The sequence below is a fragment of the Methylobacterium sp. HJ2 genome, assembly GCF_056431005.1.
The window spans coordinates 158,964-177,297 of record NZ_JBWJYM010000011.1; the positions used below are offsets into that span (position 1 = coordinate 158,964).

Annotated in this window: 17 protein-coding genes; 10 read left to right on the plus strand and 7 right to left on the minus strand. The window is 72.5% G+C overall.

What is annotated here, in order from left to right; genetic code table 11:
* Positions 1–96: 96 nt before the first annotated feature.
* Positions 97–3,657 (minus strand): AsmA family protein, encoded by a 3,561-nt coding sequence (locus ACS5RC_RS23200; protein ID WP_478346289.1) that lies wholly within the window; start codon positions 3,655–3,657, stop codon positions 97–99.
* A gap of 204 nt (positions 3,658–3,861) precedes the next feature.
* A complete protein-coding gene (locus ACS5RC_RS23205; RefSeq protein ID WP_478346290.1) occupies positions 3,862–4,116 on the minus strand; it encodes a hypothetical protein in 255 nt (84 codons plus the stop codon).
* Between the two features lie 177 nt (positions 4,117–4,293).
* Here ACS5RC_RS23205 and ACS5RC_RS23210 point away from each other — a divergent pair, with 177 nt between their 5' ends.
* The 6 genes from ACS5RC_RS23210 to proC all read left to right on the plus strand — a co-directional run bounded on the left by ACS5RC_RS23210 (position 4,294) and on the right by proC (position 10,354).
* Positions 4,294–6,672 carry an ATP-dependent helicase gene (locus ACS5RC_RS23210; protein WP_478346291.1) on the plus strand — a complete coding sequence of 793 codons (2,379 nt, stop codon included), beginning with the start codon at positions 4,294–4,296 and terminating at the stop codon, positions 6,670–6,672.
* A 429-nt stretch (positions 6,673–7,101) separates the two neighbouring features.
* Positions 7,102–7,818 carry a PhoH family protein gene (locus tag ACS5RC_RS23215; protein ID WP_478346292.1) on the plus strand — a complete coding sequence of 239 codons (717 nt, stop codon included), beginning with the start codon at positions 7,102–7,104 and terminating at the stop codon, positions 7,816–7,818.
* Between the two features lie 135 nt (positions 7,819–7,953).
* Entirely contained in the window at positions 7,954–8,211 is a 258-nt protein-coding gene (locus ACS5RC_RS23220) for a hypothetical protein (RefSeq protein ID WP_478346293.1), read from the plus strand.
* Positions 8,212–8,404: 193 nt separating this feature from the next.
* Positions 8,405–8,692 (plus strand): accessory factor UbiK family protein, encoded by a 288-nt coding sequence (locus ACS5RC_RS23225; RefSeq protein ID WP_478346294.1) that lies wholly within the window; start codon positions 8,405–8,407, stop codon positions 8,690–8,692.
* Between the two features lie 289 nt (positions 8,693–8,981).
* A complete protein-coding gene (locus ACS5RC_RS23230; RefSeq protein WP_478346295.1) occupies positions 8,982–9,491 on the plus strand; it encodes a type III secretion system chaperone family protein in 510 nt (169 codons plus the stop codon).
* Positions 9,492–9,529: 38 nt separating this feature from the next.
* On the plus strand, positions 9,530–10,354 hold the full coding sequence (gene proC / locus ACS5RC_RS23235) for a pyrroline-5-carboxylate reductase (RefSeq protein ID WP_478346296.1): 825 nt from the start codon (positions 9,530–9,532) through the stop codon (positions 10,352–10,354).
* A gap of 7 nt (positions 10,355–10,361) precedes the next feature.
* On the opposite strand, the gene ACS5RC_RS23240 is transcribed toward proC, so the two are convergent.
* The 4 genes from ACS5RC_RS23240 to cysK form a co-directional block, all read right to left on the minus strand.
* The gene (locus ACS5RC_RS23240) at positions 10,362–10,547 is read right to left on the minus strand and encodes a hypothetical protein (protein WP_478346297.1); all 186 of its coding nucleotides are present in this window, start codon (positions 10,545–10,547) and stop codon (positions 10,362–10,364) included.
* Entirely contained in the window at positions 10,544–10,852 is a 309-nt protein-coding gene (locus tag ACS5RC_RS23245; protein ID WP_478346298.1) for a hypothetical protein, read from the minus strand. The genes ACS5RC_RS23240 and ACS5RC_RS23245 overlap by 4 nt, the downstream gene beginning before the upstream one ends.
* The gene (locus ACS5RC_RS23250; RefSeq protein ID WP_478346299.1) at positions 10,852–11,187 is read right to left on the minus strand and encodes a hypothetical protein; all 336 of its coding nucleotides are present in this window, start codon (positions 11,185–11,187) and stop codon (positions 10,852–10,854) included. The genes ACS5RC_RS23245 and ACS5RC_RS23250 overlap by 1 nt, the downstream gene beginning before the upstream one ends.
* A gap of 116 nt (positions 11,188–11,303) precedes the next feature.
* Positions 11,304–12,287 carry a cysteine synthase A gene (cysK, locus tag ACS5RC_RS23255; protein WP_478346300.1) on the minus strand — a complete coding sequence of 328 codons (984 nt, stop codon included), beginning with the start codon at positions 12,285–12,287 and terminating at the stop codon, positions 11,304–11,306.
* A gap of 386 nt (positions 12,288–12,673) precedes the next feature.
* Between cysK and ACS5RC_RS23260 the strand changes: the two genes are divergently transcribed.
* A complete protein-coding gene (locus ACS5RC_RS23260) occupies positions 12,674–13,591 on the plus strand; it encodes an outer membrane protein (protein WP_478346301.1) in 918 nt (305 codons plus the stop codon).
* A gap of 31 nt (positions 13,592–13,622) precedes the next feature.
* Positions 13,623–13,940 (plus strand): hypothetical protein, encoded by a 318-nt coding sequence (locus tag ACS5RC_RS23265; protein WP_478346302.1) that lies wholly within the window; start codon positions 13,623–13,625, stop codon positions 13,938–13,940.
* Between the two features lie 6 nt (positions 13,941–13,946).
* On the opposite strand, the gene ACS5RC_RS23270 is transcribed toward ACS5RC_RS23265, so the two are convergent.
* Positions 13,947–14,495 (minus strand): HNH endonuclease, encoded by a 549-nt coding sequence (locus ACS5RC_RS23270; RefSeq protein WP_478346303.1) that lies wholly within the window; start codon positions 14,493–14,495, stop codon positions 13,947–13,949.
* Between the two features lie 626 nt (positions 14,496–15,121).
* On the opposite strand from ACS5RC_RS23270, the gene ACS5RC_RS23275 reads away from it, so the two are divergent.
* Together ACS5RC_RS23275 and ACS5RC_RS23280 are read left to right on the plus strand one after the other, a co-directional pair.
* Positions 15,122–17,791: a DUF3772 domain-containing protein gene (locus tag ACS5RC_RS23275; protein WP_478346304.1), complete on the plus strand. Its 2,670-nt coding sequence runs from the start codon at positions 15,122–15,124 to the stop codon at positions 17,789–17,791.
* Positions 17,792–17,829: 38 nt separating this feature from the next.
* Positions 17,830–18,327 carry a CAP domain-containing protein gene (locus ACS5RC_RS23280; protein ID WP_478346305.1) on the plus strand — a complete coding sequence of 166 codons (498 nt, stop codon included), beginning with the start codon at positions 17,830–17,832 and terminating at the stop codon, positions 18,325–18,327.
* Positions 18,328–18,334 lie beyond the last annotated feature (7 nt).

Genomic DNA, 18,334 nt, shown 5'->3' on the forward strand with positions numbered 1-18,334 from the left:
GCCCCTGGCGGCCCGGCGCCGCGCCCCGAGAGGAGAGTGGGCCGACGGACAGCCCTGTCAATGGACGGCGCAGGGCGATCTCGACCGGAGACGGGCCTACGGCTGGGCGCCGGCCGGCCGGCCCGACTCCGTCGCCGGCTCGTCGGCGGGCGGTGCGGTCGCCTGATTGCGGCGGGCCGCCTCCTCGGCCTCGCGGGCGCGGGCCTGGCGCGCGGCCTCCTCGGCCGCGGCCTGCTGCGCCTTGAGCCGGGCCTGACGGGCGGCCTCCTCGGCTTCGGCCTGCTGCGCCTTGAGGCGGGCTAGGCGGGCGGCCTCTTCGGCTTCCGCCGCCGCCTTGAGCGCCGCGGCACGGATCCGGTCCATCTCGATCCGCGCGCGGCGGCGCTGGCGCTCCACCTGATCGGCCTCGAACAGCTCGATCCGCTCTAGCTCGCGCTGCAGCACCACCGCGGCGAGGCCGGTGCCCAGCGCGCCGGTGTCAAGGCCGCGGTCGGGGGCCGCGACCGGACCCGAGAGGTTCAGCTGCACGGTCGGCACACCGCCCGTCCAGCCGCGGGGCACGCCGCTGCCGGCCAGGGTTCCGCGTGCGTCGAGCCGGTTGCTCCGCAGATCGAAGGCGAGGCTGCCCGTCCAGCGCCCGGCGCCGAGATCGAGGTCGAGGGGCCCGGCCCGCAGCACCCCGCCGACGACGGTCGCGGGCGCCGTGACCGATCCGCGGACCTGGGCGCCGGCCCGGCCGAGTTCCTCGCCGACGATCTGGGCGAGACGGCCCTCGCGCAGGGGGTCGTCGACCTCGAGAGCCCGCCCGATCGCGCGGTTGAGCGCGTCCGGATCGATGGCCCGCACGGCGAGATCGGTCAGGCGGATCTCGCCGCTGCCCGCGAGGTTGCCGGCGAGCGCCGCCGCCGGGCCGCCGGTGCCGAAGCGCAGGCTCGCCGAGAGACGGCCGGTGACGGCGCCCCCCCCGGAGAGCGCGGCGATCGAGGCATCCGCCAGCCGGCCCTCCCCCGACAGCGTGAGGCCACTGCCGCGCGGCGCGAGGCTCACGGACCCGGTGAGCCGGCCGTCGCCGAGCCGGCCCGAGAGGTCGCGCAGGGCGAGCGTCCCGTCGGTGCGGTCGAGCTTGAGCGTGGCGTCCGTCGCCACGAGGCCGCGGCCGAGGTCCAGGCTGCCCGCGTGCAGGTCGAGCGCCGCGGATCCGAGCCACGGGCGCGGGCCGCCGGTCGCCTCGTCGGGTCCGACCAGGGCGGCTGCCAGCTGCGGCACGGACAGGCGCCCGAACGCGGCGCTGCCGGTGAGCCCACCGTCCGGAGCGAGGACGAGCTGCGCCTCGGCGGCCTCGCCGGACAGGCGCCCGGAGACCCGGGCCCGGGTGCCGCTGCCCGCGCCCTCCAGCCCGATCGTCAGGGCCGCCGGCCACGGGCCCGGCGCCAGGGCGGCGGCGCCGGCGAGCGTCAGGAAGGGCGCGAGATCGGCGGTCTCGGCCCGGATCTCGCCGGCCTCCGGCATCCCGTCCCCGGCGCCGAGGCGGATCGGCCGGGTGGTGGAGAGGCTCAGACCCGCGACGGTGCCGCTCGCCTCGAGCGCCAGCCCCTCGCGCCCGCGGGTCGCCAGGAGCTTCAGGCTCCCGGGCTGCTGCAGGCCCGCGATGTCGCCGCGACCGAACCAGAGCCCGGCGCGCGGGCTCGCGATCTCCGTCTCGGCCCGCTCGACGATCCCGGCGCGGCTGGTGAGCGCGAGGGAGAGGCTGGCGCCCGCGGCCTTGCCCGAAGCCTTCACCTGCAGCGCGGGCGCACCCGGCATCCGCTCCACCGTCACCCCGAGATCGAGGCTGCCGGCGCGCAGGAAGGCGGGCACCGCACGGATCTCGTCGAGCCAGAAGCGCTCGAGCAGGCCGAGGAGCGGCGCGGCCACCGGCGCGGCCAGCCGCCCGCTGATCCGCCCGGTCCCGTCGAGGCCGATCCGCCCGGACAGCGCCGCGCTCGCGCCCGCGAGGTTGCTCACGTCGAGACTGTCGACGACGAGGCTCGCGCCGTCGGTCTGGATCCGGGCCGCGATCGTGCCCTCTCCCGAGCCCGCCGTCCCGTAGCGCACGTCGCGAGCCTCGAGCGTCAGCCCGAGATCGGTGTCGCGCAGGCTCGCGATCGTGCCGCCGAGCGTTGGCAGCGCCGCGATGTCGATCCCGCGCGCCGCGATCTGCGCCGCGAGACGCGCGCGCACGGCCCCGTCGGCGGCGGTGTAGCGGGCGTTGCCGGTGATCGTGGCGGGGCCCAGGCCGAGGCGGAGGTTGCGCAGCGAGAGAGCGGCGGCCGCCGCCGAGACCTCGGCGCTCGCCTCCACCGGGCGGCCGTCGAGGATCGCCAGGGCGGGTCCGTCGAGGCCGATCCGGCGCAGGTAGCGCCCGAGCCCGTCGGATCGGCGCGCGGCGAGCGAGGCGGAGCCGGTGAAGCTCAGGGCCGGCGCCGTGTCGAGGGAGCCGCTCAGCGCGAGCGCGGCCTCGCCCGGCGCCGTCACGCCGAGCCGGCGCAGCACGAGGCCGCCGGTCCGGTCGAGGGTGCCCACGAGGGCGAGGTCGGACCATTCCGCCGCGCCGAGCACGGCGCTCTCCACCGCGAGGTCGAGATCGAGCATCACCGGCAGGCCGCTGCCCTCCCGCGGGAAGCCGCGGGCGATCAAGCCCTGGCCGCCGCCCGAGCCCAGGAAGGCGTCGAGGTCGAGGCGGCGGGCCGCGAGCGTCAGGCCCGCCCGCCATTGCCGCAGGTCGAGCCGGCCGCTGCCGGCGAGGCGCAGCGGCCGGCCGCCGGGATCGATCTCCGCGCTCACCGTCTCGAACCGCACCTGCGGCCCCTCGGCCTTGAAGCTGCCGGAGAGCGAGAACGGCAGGTACTCGCCGGCGGCCTGGGTCGGAGGGCCGACCACGAGCCGCGCCGAGCCCTCGGCCCGGACGGCGAGCGCCGCATCCTCGCCGCGCCCGGCTCCAGGGACGGGCGCGAGGCTGAGGCGGGCGTCGGCCTCAAAGCGTGGGCGGGTGTCGCCGCCGCCCGAGAGCTTCAGCGTCACCGCGCCGTCGTCGCCGATCGTCCCGGTGGCGAGGCGGAACGGCAGGCCGCCGCTCGATCCCTCGACCCGCCAGGGCCCGGCAAGGGCCGGCGCCTGGAGGCTGAGATCCTGGGCGTAGAGCTGGTCGGTGCGGCCGGTGGCGGGCACGACCGTGGTGAGGAGCAGGTGCTCGATCCGCAGATCCTCGACCGCGAGGTCGCGGCCGCGCAGGCTGTCGCCGAGGCCCGCCGGGACGAGGAGCGCGTCGCCGTCGCTCACCGGCATCCGGACCTCGGCTCGGCCGACGCGCGTCTCGGTGAAGCGGAACTCCCCCTTCAGCAGGGGCGCGAGGGCCACCTCGGCCTCGACGCCGCGGGCGTCGAGGGCCGGCGCGCTCCCCTCCCCGCCGAGATGCAGCCGGTCGAGCCGCAGGTGCGGCGAGGGCAGCAGCCGGATCGCGATCCGGCCCTCGCTGCGGGCCGGAAGGCCGAGCGAGCGGGCGATGCCGCGGTCGACGAGGGCGCGATGGGCCTGCCAATCGATGAACGGCGGCGCGGCGAGCGCCGCGACGAGGATCAGGATGACGGCGCCCGCGAGCGCGGTCAGAAGGTCACGCACCGTTCTCGTTCCGCCTGCAGCCCACCCGCACCGGCCGGTCCGGGGTCACGTTCGGGGACATGGCTGCGGAACCCGCCCGGCGCGGCCGCCCTGCCCTCTCCCGCGCGGGACATAGCATGCCGCGCCGCCCTCTGCGCCAGGGGGGCTGCCCGCGGAAACGACGCCTGCCTGCCGCCGACTGTCGGGGTCTGCGCGCCGCGGCGGTCAGCGGCGGGGGGCGACCGTCGGGGCCGTGTTGATCGGGGGCTGCGAGATCTGGTTGCGCTGGATCTCCATGCGGTTCGCGTTGGTCTGCGCGTTGAGGTCCTGCTGGACGCCGCGGATCTGGTTCTGCTGCATCATCGTCGAGTTGGCGGCGTTGGGGTTGGTCTGGCCGATCTGGGCGAGGGCGGGCCCCGCCGAGAGGACCGCCACGAGGGCGGCGAGCGTGATCGGTGCGGTGCGGAGGGTGCGGCTCATGGAGCGACTCATCGGTTCCGTGGGGTTCAGGGCGCCGATCGGCGCCGAGTTCGAGGCGCCTGTCGGCGCCGGTCTCGGGATGTCGACGCGGCCGGGCCGCGGCGGGTTCCACCGGGCGCGCGGTCGCGGACCGGCCCGGGCCTCGACGCCGTTCGTGTTTTGGTCCAGGGAGAGACGATGCAGGACCATGAGAATTCCGCATCCGCAGACCCGGAGCAAGGTGCCGCCGGCGCGGCGCGCGGCTCGATCGCCGCGCGCGCCATGGGCGGCTTGCGGCCGAGCGCCGCGTCCTACCTCGAGGGCCTGAACCCCGAGCAGCGCCGCGCGGTGGAGACCACCGAGGGACCGGTCCTGGTGCTGGCGGGCGCCGGCACCGGCAAGACCCGGGTTCTGACGACGCGCATCGCGCACCTGATCGCGACCGGGCGGGCGCGGCCCTACGACATCCTGTCGGTGACCTTCACCAACAAGGCCGCCCGCGAGATGAAGCACCGCATCGGCGCGCTCGTCGGGCCGGCGGGCGAGGGCATGCCCTGGCTCGGAACCTTCCACGCCATCGGCACCAAGATCCTGCGCCGCCACGCCGAGCTCGTCGGCCTCAAATCCGACTTCACCATCCTCGGCACCGACGACCAGATCCGCCTGATGAAGCAGGTGATCGCCGACCAGAACGTCGACGAGAAGCGCTGGCCCGCCCGCGCGCTCGGCCACGCCATCGACGGCTGGAAGAACCGCGGCCTGGGCCCCGAGCAGGTGCCGCCGGGGGAAGCCTCGGCCTTCGCCTTCGGCAAGGGGGGCGCCCTCTACACCGCCTACCAGGCCCGGCTCGCGACCCTGAACGCCGTGGATTTCGGCGACCTGCTGCTCCTGTGCCTCAAGCTCTGGCGCGAGAACCCGGACGTGCTGCAGACCTACCAGAGCCGGTTCCGCTACATTCTCGTGGACGAGTACCAGGACACCAACGTCGCCCAGTATCTCTGGCTGCGGCTCCTGGCCCAGGGCCACCGCAACGTCGCCTGCGTCGGCGACGACGACCAGTCGATCTACGGCTGGCGCGGCGCCGAGGTCGACAACATCCTGCGCTTCGAGCACGACTTTCCGGGCGCGACCGTGGTGCGGCTGGAGCGCAACTACCGCTCCACCGGCCACATCCTCGCCGCCGCCTCCGGGCTGATCGCGAAGAACGAGGGCCGGCTCGGCAAGACGCTGCGCACCGAGGACGCCCTGGGCGAGCGCGTCACCGTCACGGGCGCCTGGGATTCGGAGGAGGAGGCGCGCCACGTCGGCGAGGCGATCGAGTCGCTGCAGGCGAAGAAGCATCCGCTCTCCGAGATCGCCGTGCTGGTGCGGATCTCCGCCCAGATGCGCGAGATCGAGGACCGCTTCGTCCAGCTCGGCCTGCCCTACCGGGTGATCGGCGGCCCGCGCTTCTACGAGCGGGCCGAGATCCGCGACGCGCTGGCGTATCTGCGCGTCACCGCCAACCCGTCCGACGACCTCGCCTTCGAGCGCATCGTCAACACCCCGAAGCGGGGCCTGGGCGACGCGACGCTGCAGCAGCTCCACACCTACGCCCGGGCCGAGCGGGTGCCGCTGCTGCTCGCCGCCCGCCGCCTGTGCGAGACGGACGAGCTGAAGCCCCGCGTCCGCGCCACGCTGCGCGCGCTGACCGAGAGCTTCTCGCGCTGGGCGCGGGCCGTGGAGACACAGCCGCATTCCGAGGTGGCCCAGACCATCCTGGAGGAATCCGGCTACACCGAGATGTGGCAGAAGGACCGCTCGGCCGACGCCGCCGGCCGCCTGGAGAACCTGAAGGAATTCGTCCGCTCGATGGAGGAGTTCCCCGATCTCGCGGGCTTCCTCGAGCACGTCTCGCTGGTGATGGAAGCCTCCGAAGCCGAGGGCGCCGAGCGCGTCTCGCTGATGACGCTGCACGCCGCCAAGGGGCTCGAGTTCGACACCGTGTTCCTGCCGGGCTGGGAGGACGGGCTGTTCCCGAACCAGCGGGCGCTCGACGAGAGCGGCCGGGCCGGGCTGGAGGAGGAGCGGCGCCTCGCCCATGTGGGCCTGACCCGCGCCCGCAAGCGCGCCAAGCTCTCCTTCGCGGTCAACCGCCGGATCCACGGCCTGTGGTCCTCGACGATCCCGAGCCGCTTCATCGACGAGCTGCCGGAGGCGGCCGTGGACGTCGTCGAGGCGCCCGCCCATTTCGCGGCCGGCGCCTCGCGCTTCGACCGCAACCCCGCGCCGTTCGGCGCCTCCTCCTACGGCACGCCCGGCTGGCAGCGGGCCCAGGCCGCCACCGGCGGCCGCGGCTTCGCCGGCTCCGCGCCGGGCGGACGCGCCGGCGGGCGCCCCGGCGGCCCGCGCGAGATCGAGGGCGAGCTGATCGCCAAGTCGACGGGGACGCCCTCGGCCTTCCAGGGCGGGCAGCGGGTCTTCCACACCAAGTTCGGCCCCGGGACGGTCGCGGGCGTCGACGGCAACAAGCTCACCGTTGACTTCGACAAGGCCGGCCGGAAGATGGTTCTCGACAGCTTCATCCAGCCAGGCTGAGCTGTCCCGCCGGCCAAGCCCGGACTTCGAGGGCGGCAAGGCCGGCCGGAACCGCCCCACGGGGCGAGCGAGGATCGCGGGCGTGCCGGATGCCGTGCTGTCCCGGATGGCGTTCCGAGTGTCTTCCGCGCAACGGTCGCGTGCGATCCGCCCGCCCCAGCCCGCCCCCCGGCCGAACCGTCTCCGGATTGCAACATCGCGGGTGCAAGGCTGCGTCGGCGCCGGCGTGTGGTGCGGGCGTTGCTTGTGCCGTCGAGGCCCGTTCGGGCCGCTTGGCGCAGGTGTGCACAGGCAGTTTTCGGCGCGATGGAACCCGGACAATCGCGTCGGAATTTGTTTGTTGAATGTGACAAAAGGTGTGACGCAGAACGGTACTACTGAAGCGCAGTGACATATCCAGATTGGCAAGTCCGAGTGGAGTGTTGATCGATGAAAAGACGGCGCGCACGACTTGAACTGGTTGAAGATCGCGGAGGCAGACTGCATCGAACCCGGTTCGACGAGGAACGTCACTTAAGTCCGATCCAGCCACTGACCGATCGACAGGGCGAATATCTCGAAGCTCTTTCCCGCCACGCGCAAGTGATCGTGCTCGGGCCCGCCGGCACCGGCAAGACCTTCATCGCCGGAACCCGCGCCGCCGACCAGCTCCGCCAGCGCCGCATCGCCAAGGTGGTGATCACCCGGCCCAACGTCCCCTCCGGCCGCTCCCTCGGCTTCTTTCCCGGCACCCTCGAGGACAAGATCGCGCCCTGGGTCGCGCCGCTCACCGAGGCGATGAAGGAGCGCATGGGCCAGGCCGCCTTCGAGATCGCCCTGAAGACGGGCGACATCGAGATCGTCCCCTTCGAGGTGATGCGCGGGCGCACCTTCAAGAACTGCCTCGTGATCCTCGACGAGGCGCAGAACACCACCACCGCCGAGATCAAGATGTTCCTCACCCGCATCGGCGACGATTGCCAGGTGATCATCAACGGCGACGTGTCGCAGACCGATCTGCGCGAGACCTCGGGCCTGCGCACGGTGATCCATCTGATCAAGAGCCGCATGATGCCGGTGCCCGTGGTGGAGTTCACCCGCGACGACATCGTGCGCTCCGGCATTTGCGCGGAGTGGGTGAAGGCTTTCGAGGAAACCAATCTCTGAGTTGAACTGTTAGGCTCGGCGGGTCGGTTGCGGAGACCCGCCGTGCCTCTCCGGCACGAGAAGTCGCTTCGAACCTCTCTCCCGAGAGGATGATCCGGGTGCCGCGCCCGGGACTTTGAGAACTGGAGTCTCTCTGTGAGGAAACTGACCTTCGCCGTCGCCGTGCTCGCGTCTCTGGGCGCTGCGGCCGTCGTCTCCGCTCCGGCTTCCGCCGCTCCCGGCGCACCGGTCGGCGTCTCCGCGCCCGAGGGCGTCACCCAGGTCCGTATGGACGGGATGGAGCGCCGCATGATGCATCGCCGCATGGAGCGCCGCATGATGCATCGGCACATGGAGCGCCGCATGATGCGCCGCCACATGATGCGTCGTCATATGATGCGCCACCACATGTGATCGTCCGCCGCGATGGCGTGGGCTCCCGCGGGACCCGCGCCGTTGCGTGCCGGTGGGGCCGCTTCGATCGCGCGCCCGGCGCACATTGCCGCGGACCGGCGGGATTCCCATCTCGAGCCTTCGCGTGAGATCCCGTGCAGACGCCCGGGACGGCTCGCGCCGCGGCTCGGGCCGCCATCCTCGGAGACCAGACATGCCCCCCTCCAATCGCCTGTTCGACGATTTCGCCCGCCTGATGACCGATGCGGCCGGCGCCGCTCAGGGCGTGCGCCGGGAGGCCGGGACGGTGGTGCGGGCCCAGGCCGAGCGCCTGATCCGCGACATGGACATCGCCTCGCGCGAGGAGGTCGACGTTCTGCGCGACCTCGTGACGACGCTGCGCACCCAGAACGAGGCCCTGTCCGCGCGTGTCGCGGCCCTCGAGGCCAAGGTCGGCGGTTCGGCCGGCGCTGCCACGGCGGGGGTCAGCGAGGTCGTCTGAGCACCGATTCGGGGGCTTCGGGCTTTTGCACAGGAAGCGGAGTCGGCAGAGCCGTTTCCTGTTCACTGCGCGGGATCGGCGCTTTGTGTCGCGACTCCCGGCCGGTCTATAGTCGGTCAGGTACTGATTCGCCCGAGCCCGCCGATGACCGTCAGACCGTGATGCTTCGCTAGAAAGCCTTCGATCGTATTGGATCAAGCTTTACTGTGACGTGACGCGCGTAGACGCTTCGGTTGCTATCCCACCGTTATGCCGCTGCGCCGCTTGCCGGTCGACAGCTTGGATCGTCATGCCCCAGCTTCGCGTCGATATCGAAGACTACGACCGTATCGAGCACCCGCTCGACGTCGTTGAGCGTCTGGCCTCCCTACGCGACTGGATCTTCGACCGGGCCGAGACCGACGAGATGTCGGTCACGAGCCCTGGTCGCTGGACGGATTACAACATCGCCTTCACCTGGATCGAGGACGTCGAGGCGCTGCACGTCGCCTGCGCCTTCGACCTGAAGGTGCCCGAGCGCCAGCGCGTCGAGGTGCTGCGCCTGGTCTCCCTCGTCAACGAGCAGCTCTGGATCGGGCATTTCGACCTGTGGTCGAGCGACAACGTGGTGATGTTCCGCCACGCGCTGGTGCTGACGGGCGGGGTGATCCCGACGCACCCGCAATGCGCGACCCTGATGAAGAGCGCGGTCGAGGCCTGCGAGCGCTACTATCAGGCCTTCCAGTTCGTGCTCTGGGCCGGCAAGAGCGCCCGGGAGGCCCTCGACGCCGTGCTGTTCGAGACCGAGGGCGAGGCCTGAGCGGCGCCGCCCGAGACGAGCCTGGAATGTCCTCCGCGATGGCGACGCGTTCGGGCGGGATGCCCGCCTCCCTCCTCCTCGTCGGGGCCGGCAAGATGGGCGCCGCCATGCTGGCGGGCTGGCTTGAGGCCGGCCTCGAGCCGGGCGCGACCGCGATCCTCGATCCGGCCCCGTCGCCCGAGCTGGCACGGCTCTGCGCCGCGCGCGGCCTCGCCCTGAACTCGGCCGCGACGGCGCCGCCCGAGATCTGCGTGCTCGCGATCAAGCCGCAAGGCCTCGACGCGGCTGCGGCGCCGCTCGCCGACCGGATCGGCCCCGGGACGCTGCTGATCTCGATCCTGGCGGGCAAGACCATCGCGGACCTGACCCAGCGCCTGCCCGGCGTTCTAGCAATCGTGCGGGCGATGCCGAACCTTCCGGCTAGCATCGGCCGGGGCGCGACCGGCGCGGTGGCGAGCCCGGCGGTCACACCCGGGCAGCGGGCGCTGGCCGAGGCGCTTCTCGGCGCCACCGGCCACGTCGAGTGGCTCGGCTCCGAGGGCGAGATCGACGCGGTGACCGCCCTGTCCGGCTCCGGGCCGGCCTACGTATTCCATCTGGTCGAGGCGCTGGCCGAGGCCGGGATCGCGGCGGGACTCGAAGCCGGGACAGCGGCCCGGCTCGCCCGCGCCACGGTCTCGGGTGCCGGGGCGCTCCTCGATGCCGACCCCGCCGAGGCGGCGGAGCTGCGCCGAAACGTCACCTCGCCCGGCGGCACGACGGCGGCGGCCCTCGAGGTTCTCATGCGCCCCGATGGGCTCGCCGCCCTGATGCGCGAGGCGGTCGCCGCCGCCAAGCGTCGGGCGGGCGAGCTCGCGGGCTGAGCGCGGCCTAGCTGCTGCCCGGATCGGTCTCGTCGGCCTGGGTGTCGCCCCCGGCCGGCCCCTTGCCGGGCAGGCCGCCGGTCTTCTCGTTCGGGTCCTTCACGGCGTCGGGCGCGACGTTGGCGGGCTTCGTCTCGGGGACGCCCTCCCCGGTTCCGGCGTCCTTGGCCCCGGCGTCCTTGTCAGCGCTCATCGGCCCGTCTCGCGTTCCGCCTTGGAATGGCCCGCGGCCACGGTCTCGCCGGCATCGGACCCGCGCGAGGCCTTCTGGTCGGAATGTCCGCCGGACGAGCCCCCGAGGGCGGGCGGTGCGCGCCCCGCCTCGCCGGCCTCGGTCCAGCCGGCGTTTCGGGCGCCGTCCGTCTCGCCCCCGCTCCCCATGTCGGTGATCGCGGCCTGGGCGGGCGTGTGATGGCCGCCGCCGGCCGGCGGATCTCCGGGCGTGCCGACGGCGTCGTCGGGCTTACGGGTTACGGTCTCGGGCTCGCGCGGGCTCATCAGCGCTTCCCATCGTCGGCGCCGACCGGCGCGGTGGCGCGGTCGATGGCCTCCTGGGCGGCGCCGTCCGGCTGGGCGCTGTCCGTCCCGGCGATCCGGCGCAGGTTCTCGGGCGGGGTCTCGGCCTCGGTCGCGTCGGTCGCGTCCGAGCCGGGCTTGCCCGATGCGATCCGCGCGGTCTCGGCCTCGCCGCCGGGGTCGCGGGTCAGGTCGTCCTGGGTGCGCTGGGGCAGGCCGATGTCGCGGGCGGAATCCTGGCCGAGATCCTGGCCGTTCCGGTCGGCATAGGCGTCGAAGTCCTTGAGCGACGGGCGCTCGCGGTTCTGTTCGGTCATGGCGGTTCCCTGTCTCTTGGCCGGGTCAACCGCCGCCGCGCCCCGAGGTTGCGCCCCGGGCACGCGGTCGCGCGCGGCGCGGCCGGATGCGACCGGCCGCGCCGAGGGGATTCCGCTCAGCCGATGCCGTCGAACAGGGCGGAGGAGATGTAGCGCTCGGCGAACGAGCACGCGATGGTGACGATGCGCTTGCCCTTGAACTCGGGCCGGCTCGCCAGCTCGAGCGCCGCCGCGACGTTGCCCCCGGTCGAGATGCCGCCGGGGATGCCCTCCAGCCGGCCGAGGGCCCGGGCGGTGTCGAACGCGGTCTGGTTCGAGACCTTGAGCACGCCGTCGAGGATGTCGGTGTGCAGATTGCCCGGGATGAAGCCGGCGCCGATGCCCTGGATCTTGTGGGGGCCGGGCTGGCCGCCGGAGATCACCGGGGAGTCCTCGGGCTCGACCGCGAAGACCTTGAGGTTCGGGAGCCGCGGCTTCAGCACCTCGCCGACGCCCGTCACCGTGCCGCCGGTGCCCACGCCCGCGACGAAGGCGTCGAGTTCCCCGTCGGTATCGGCCCAGATCTCCTCCGCGGTGGTCTTGCGGTGGATGTCGGGATTGGCGGGGTTCGAGAATTGCTGCGGCATCACCGCGCCCGGGATCTCGGTGAGAAGCTCCTCGGCCTTGGCGATCGCACCCTTCATGCCCTGCGCGCCCGGCGTCAGCGCCAGTTCGGCACCCAGGAAGGCCAGCATCTTGCGCCGCTCCAGCGACATGGTCTCGGGCATCACCAAGATCAGGCGGTAGCCGCGGGCCGCCGCGACGAAGGCCAGGGCGATGCCGGTGTTGCCGGAGGTGGGCTCCACAAGGGTGCCGCCGGGCTTGAGCTGGCCGGAGGCCTCCAGCGCGTCGATCATGTTGACGCCGATGCGGTCCTTCACGCTGGAGATCGGGTTGAAGAACTCGAGCTTCAGCAGGATCTCGGCGTCGATGCCCCGCTCCCGCGGCAGGCGGTTCAGGCGCACCAGCGGCGTGTTGCCGATCGTCTCGGTGATCGAGCCGTAGACGCGGCCGTGCCCGATCCTGCGTGCTCCCGTGCTGGTCTCTGCGCTGCCGGCCATCGTGGTCTCCTCTCAGGCGTATCTCGGGACCGGGGCGCCGCACGCGGGCGGCCGCCCGTTTCGGGTTCGACGCGATATCGCTTCGCACCCCTCGGGGCAATCGACCTAACCGACGGAAGCAACAAATCTTTTCACGATCGCGGCGCGGGGCGAGGCGGGCCGGAAGAATGTTCTCCTTTGGCCTGCTCGCCCGACATGTTCCGTCTCTCGGCGACGCGCCTGTCCGCGCCGTGGCCGGCCGCGGAGGCGCGGCCATCGGGCGCGCCGCCGGACCGGGTTTCGGACACCGATCGACGGCCCTGCGCAACAGATGATTAAGGTTACTGGCCTAAGAATCGGGAAGACTTTCGTATTCCGGCGGTGCGACCGCCCCGAGGACGACCCCGATGCGTACCGTGTCCCTCGCAATGCTGGCGATCCTCGGCCTGACGGCGCCCGGCGCGCGCGCGGCCGACATGGCCGAAGATTTCCTGCGCGGCTCCGATTACAGCGAGCCGCTGATGCCGGTGACGACCAATATCGATTGGAGCGGCGCCTATGTCGGCGGCCACGGCGGCTACACCAACTCCGCGCTGGGCTTCAAGAACGTGTTCCAGGCGATGGTGTACCGGCAATCGCACGACACCAGCGGGGAATCGGTCTTCAACGCCTCGACGCAGCTGAGCGCCCGCTCGCAGCGGATCGACGGCGGCAGCTACGGCGCCTATGCGGGCTACAACGTCCAGTACGGCGACGTGGTGTTCGGTTTCGAGGGCGACTACACGTGGTTCGGGAAGACCGGCATCAGCTCGGATCAGGTCGGCTTGGTGTCTTCGAATGCCAACGGCAATCTCGATCACCTGGGTCTCTACGGTAAGTCCTCGACCCGGATCGAGGATTACGGCACCGTTCGCGGTCGCCTCGGCTACGCCTTCGGAAACCTGCTGCCGTATGTCACCGGCGGTCTCGCACTCGGGCGCATGCAGGTCACCGACCAGATCCGATATCAGAACTACGGCTACAATCTCACCACCTACAACGCCAATCAGGCGCTCGCTCCCGGTGCGAGCCCGGCCTACGTCACCAATTACGGCTACGCGGGCTTCAGCCAATCCGCTCCTGATTCCAGCGTGCCCGGCACGGGAACTGATTTCCAGAAGCGCAGCAAGGTCGTCGCCGGCCTCGCCCTCGGCGCCGGCCTCGAATTCGCCGTGACGCAGAACGTCATCCTGCGCGGCGAGTACCAGTACGTGCTCTTCGACGATTTCGGCGGCCACAAGAGCAACCTGAGCACGCTCCGCGGCGGCGCCGCCGTCAAGTTCTGAGCCGACCGCCCCCCGCGCCCGGAGCCCGCCCATGTCCGCCCGTTCCACCCTCGAACGACCCGAATCCGCGCATCTCGGATCCGCCCGTCACACGGGGGCACCCGCCGTGGCCGGCCTCCTCGCGGTCCTCGCCGGCGTCCTGACGCTCGCCGCGCCGGCGCGGGCGCAGCCCTACGATCCGGGCTTCGGGCCCGCGCCCTGCGCCCGGTCCGCGCCGTGCCGTCATCGCGCGCCGCCCTATCCCGGCCGCCGCTTCGGACCGCCGCCGGCCCTCATCAGCGGCTACCTGCCCCGCCCTCACAGCCTGCCGATGTACAACGAGCCGCCGGCCCGCCTGCCGCGGTACTGAGCGCCCTCAGCTCTCCAGCTCGCTGTCCCAGTAGAGGTAGTCGAGCCAGGTGTGGTGGTATTGCCGGTGGTCGAATTCCGGCTGGCGGTGGTGCAGCTCGTAGCGGGTCGGGCGGCGCGGCTCGGTGAGGAGGGGCATCGCCGCCTCGTCGGGCGTGCGGTTGGCCTTGCGCAGGTTGCACGGGCTGCAGGCCGCCACGACGTTCTCCCAGCTCGACAGGCCGCCGCGGGACCGGGGCACCACGTGGTCGAAGGTGAGCCCGCCGGAGGGCAGACGCAGGCCGCAATACTGGCAGCTGAAGGCGTCGCGCAGGTAGATGTTGTAGCGGGTGAAGGCCGGGCTGCGCGCCAGCGTGACGTAGTTCTTGAGCGCCACCACGCTCGGCACCCGTAGCGCCCGGCTCGGCGAGCGCGCCTCCACATCGTAGCTCGCCACCAGGGTGACGCGGTCGAGGAACAGGGCGGTGAAGGCGTCCTTCCAGGACCACAACGACAACGGGTTGTAGGAGAGCGGCCGGTAATCCGCGTTCAGTACGAGCGTTTGCAGGTCCATCATCGGCACGACTCTTCGAACGGCGGCCCGACGGGACAACGCGCGAACCGGGTTCTGCGCGCCGCCTGGGGGCGAAGATCGACGGGAAGGGGTGGGTCGCGGGTGAGGCCGGGCGCGCCCAGGCAGGCGCGGAGCGGGCGCGGCGCCGGCGATCGATGGACGAAGCGATGGGGGAACGGGCGGAGCGCGCGGCGCCCGGAGCGGCCCGAAAAGGCGGTACGTTGCGGCGCGTGGCGGGGCTCCGGCGGCGAACCGCCCGGCCGCGCCCCTTCGCCCGGTGACGAAAAGGCCCTGTCCATCGGGGCTTAGTCTAATATCAGGGTGACAGCCTTGTGAAGCCGCGCGCGCCGGCCGCGCGGACGCACCCACAGCCGCGCGTGTCCTGCGCGCCCGGCATGCGTCTTGGCCTACGCATTGCTCCGCTGCGGACGGGGCTCGACGGGGCTGCCGGGTGGGCAGAGGCACGCTTTCGCCCTATTGCTCCGGCACACCCCTCGGCAAACCCCGCCGCTGCCGCGCCGCTCGGCCCGCCCGCCGCCGCCCCCCGCCGCGGTCCGGGCAGCGGCCCGATATCGGCCCGCGCCGACGGCGCCCGGTGCCACCCGCACCGCCCGACGAGAAGGATGCCCATGATCAGAGCCCCGTGGCGCCCCACGAGCCGCCGACGCCTGGGAGAGAGCCTCCGCCCGGGCACGCGATCGCGCGGCCCCGCGCTGCTGGCCCTGCTCGCCGGGCTCGCCCTCGCGCCGGTCGCCCGCGCCGAGACGGCGGCCCCGAGCGCGCCTGCCCAGACCGCCCCTGCCCAGACAGGTCCGGTCACCGCCAAGCCAGCTGACGGCAAGCCCCCCGAGGCCAAGCCTGCCGATTCCAAGCCGGCGGCGACCGCACCGGCGGAGGCCAAGCCCGTCCCGAAGAAGCCGGAAATGTCGGAGCAGGGCAAGGAGGTCCGGGCCAAGCTCGACGCGGCCAAGGCCGAGCTCGACCGGCGCGAGAAGGAGCTCGCCAAGCCCGACCTGACGGCGGCCGACCTCGCGGCCGTGCGCGACGGCGTCGGCCCCGTCACCGACGAGATCCGCACCCTGATCAGCCGCCTGGACAGCCCGCTCGAATCCGCCCGCGAGCGCCTGACCCAGCTCGGACCGAAGCCAAAGGAGGGCGAGGAGAGCCCGGAGGTCGCCCAGGAGCGGCTGGAGCGCGAGACCGCGGTGGCGCGCATCGACGAGTCCCAGCGCCTCGCCCGCTCGCTTCTCGTCCAGGGCGACCAGATCGTCGACCGCGTCTCGAACCGGCGGCGCGAATCCTTCACCCGCGGCCTGTTCGAGCGCTCGCAGCCCCTGCTCAGCCCCGGCCTGTGGACGCGGGTCGCGGCCGACGTGCCGCGGGACACACGCTCGCTCCAGAGCGCGCTCTCCGATATCGGGCTCTTGTTCTCGCGCAACGGCACCCTCGGGAACCTGCTGCTGCTCGGCCTCGCCTTCGGCGTCTCGGCCGCGCTCTATCTCGGGCGGCGCAACATCGCCCCCAAGCTCGGCCGCCGGGACGAGGCCAAGACCGAGCCGTCGCGGCGCGCGACGCTCATGGGCGCGTGGCGGGTCATCCTGGTCGGCACGCTGCCGGCCCTGGCGGGCAGCTACGCGGTCTACTACGCCCTCGACGCCACCGACCTGCTGCCCTCCCGGCTCCTGCCCTTCGCGGGCGCCGTCCTCGGGGGCCTCGCCTTCATCGCCTTCGTCGAGGCGCTCTGCGACGGGCTGCTCTCGCCCGACAAGCCGGCCTGGCGCCCGGCCCCGGTGAGCGACAGCGCGGCCTCGCGGGTGAAGCGGCTCGCCGTCGGCATCGCCACGGTGATCACCGTGGTGAAGGCGATCGAGGCCCTGAATTCCGGGATCTCGGCGGCGCTGCCGATCTCGATCGCCACCCGGGGCATCGGCGCGCTGGCGATGGCCGCCATGCTGGCCGTGGGGCTGCACCGCTTCGCCGACACCGAGGACGAGGAGGAGGCCTGCTTCGGCCCCTACGTGCCGACCAGGACCACGACGGGCATCGGCGGCCCGGCCCGCCTCCTCGGCTGGGCCGCGGTCGGGATCATCGTGGTCGCGGCCTGCGGCGGCTACGTCGCCTTCGCGACCTTCCTGATCGACCAGCTGGTCTGGGCCGTCTCGGTCCTGGTGCTGCTCTACCTGCTGGTGCAGAGCATCGACACCTTCGTGGCCGGCTCGCTCAGCGAGGGCGCGCGCTTCGCCACCACGCTGCAGGCCAATACCGGGCTGCGCAAGCGCTCCCTCAACCAGATCGCGGTGCTCGCCACCGGCGCGGCGCGCGTGGTGCTGTTCCTGCTCGCGGCCCTGCTGGTGCTGGCGCCCTGGGGGCTCGACTCCACCGACATCGTCTCGTCGGTCCGCTCGGCCTTCTTCGGCTTCAAGGTCGGCGACGTCACGATCTCGCTCTCCACCATCAGCATCGCCATCGCCATCATGGTGCTGGGCGTCGCGATCACCCGGGCGGTCCAGCGCTGGCTCGACAACACCTACCTGCCGGCCACCGACCTCGACGCGGGCCTGCGCAACTCGATCTCGACGATCACCGGCTATTGCGGCTTCCTGATCGCGCTCGCCATCGCCTTCTCGTATCTCGGCCTCAGCCTGGAGAAGCTGACCATCGTGGCCGGCGCGCTCTCGGTCGGTATCGGCTTCGGCCTGCAATCGATCGTCAACAACTTCGTCTCCGGCCTGCTCCTGCTCTGGGAGCGCCCGATCCGCGTCGGCGACCAGGTGCTGATCGGCGACAGCGAGGGCATCGTGAAGCGCATCTCGGTGCGCTCGACCGAGATCCAGACCTTCGACCGCTCGGCCGTGATCGTGCCGAACTCCAACCTGATCTCGGGGGTCGTCAAGAACCGGGTCCGCGGCGACCGCACCGGCCGGGTCTCGATCACCGTCAGCGTCCTGCGCAACCAGGACCCGGTGCGGGCGGCCGAGATGCTGAAGGCCTGCGCCCACGACCATCCCGACGTGCTGCGCGAGCCCGCGCCCTCGGTGGCCTTCCGCAAGATCGGCGACCCCTTCCTCGAATTCGAGCTGATCGCCATGGTGGTCGACGTCTCGATGTCGATGCGCGTCCAGACGGACTTGAACTTTGCCGTGTTCAGGACCTTATCGGAGGCGGGATTCATCCCGGCGCTCGGCCCGGGCTCCAGCGTCGTGACGGTGCAGGGGCTCGACGGGATGCAGAGCGCGATGGCCGAGATCGCCAGCCGGTTCGGCCAGGCCGGCCGGCCCAGCCGCGAGGCGGCCGAGTAGGCGCCGGGCCCAGGTCCCGGAACGGTGGGGAGGTCAGGGTGAGGACGGTCGGTCTGCCTTTGGGTCTTGCGGGCCTCTGCGCGCTCCTGCTCGGGGGCTGCGCCGCCGATACCGGGACGACCGGCGCGATCCCGAGCCTCTACCTGCCGCTCGCCAACAGCGCCGCGCAGATCGATGCGCAGGCCGCGCGCGACATGATCTCGGCCTATCGGCGCGGGCGCGGCGAGTCCGCGCTGACGATCGACCCGGATCTGCAGCGCCTCGCCGAGGCCGAGGCCGCCGCGATGGCGGTGGCCGATCGCCCGAGCAAGGCCCAGACCGTGAAGGTCGCGGTGGAGCGCCTCGGCTACGCCTCCGCCAACGCCAACCTCTCGGCCGGCTACCACACCCTCGCCGAGGCGTTCTCGGGCTGGCGCGACAGCCCGCCCCACAACGCCGTGATGCTCGACCCGGCCGCGACCCGCATGGGCATCGCCACCGCCTACGCGCCGGGCTCGAAGTACAAGGTCTACTGGGCCCTCCTCACCGCGAAGTAGCGCCGGG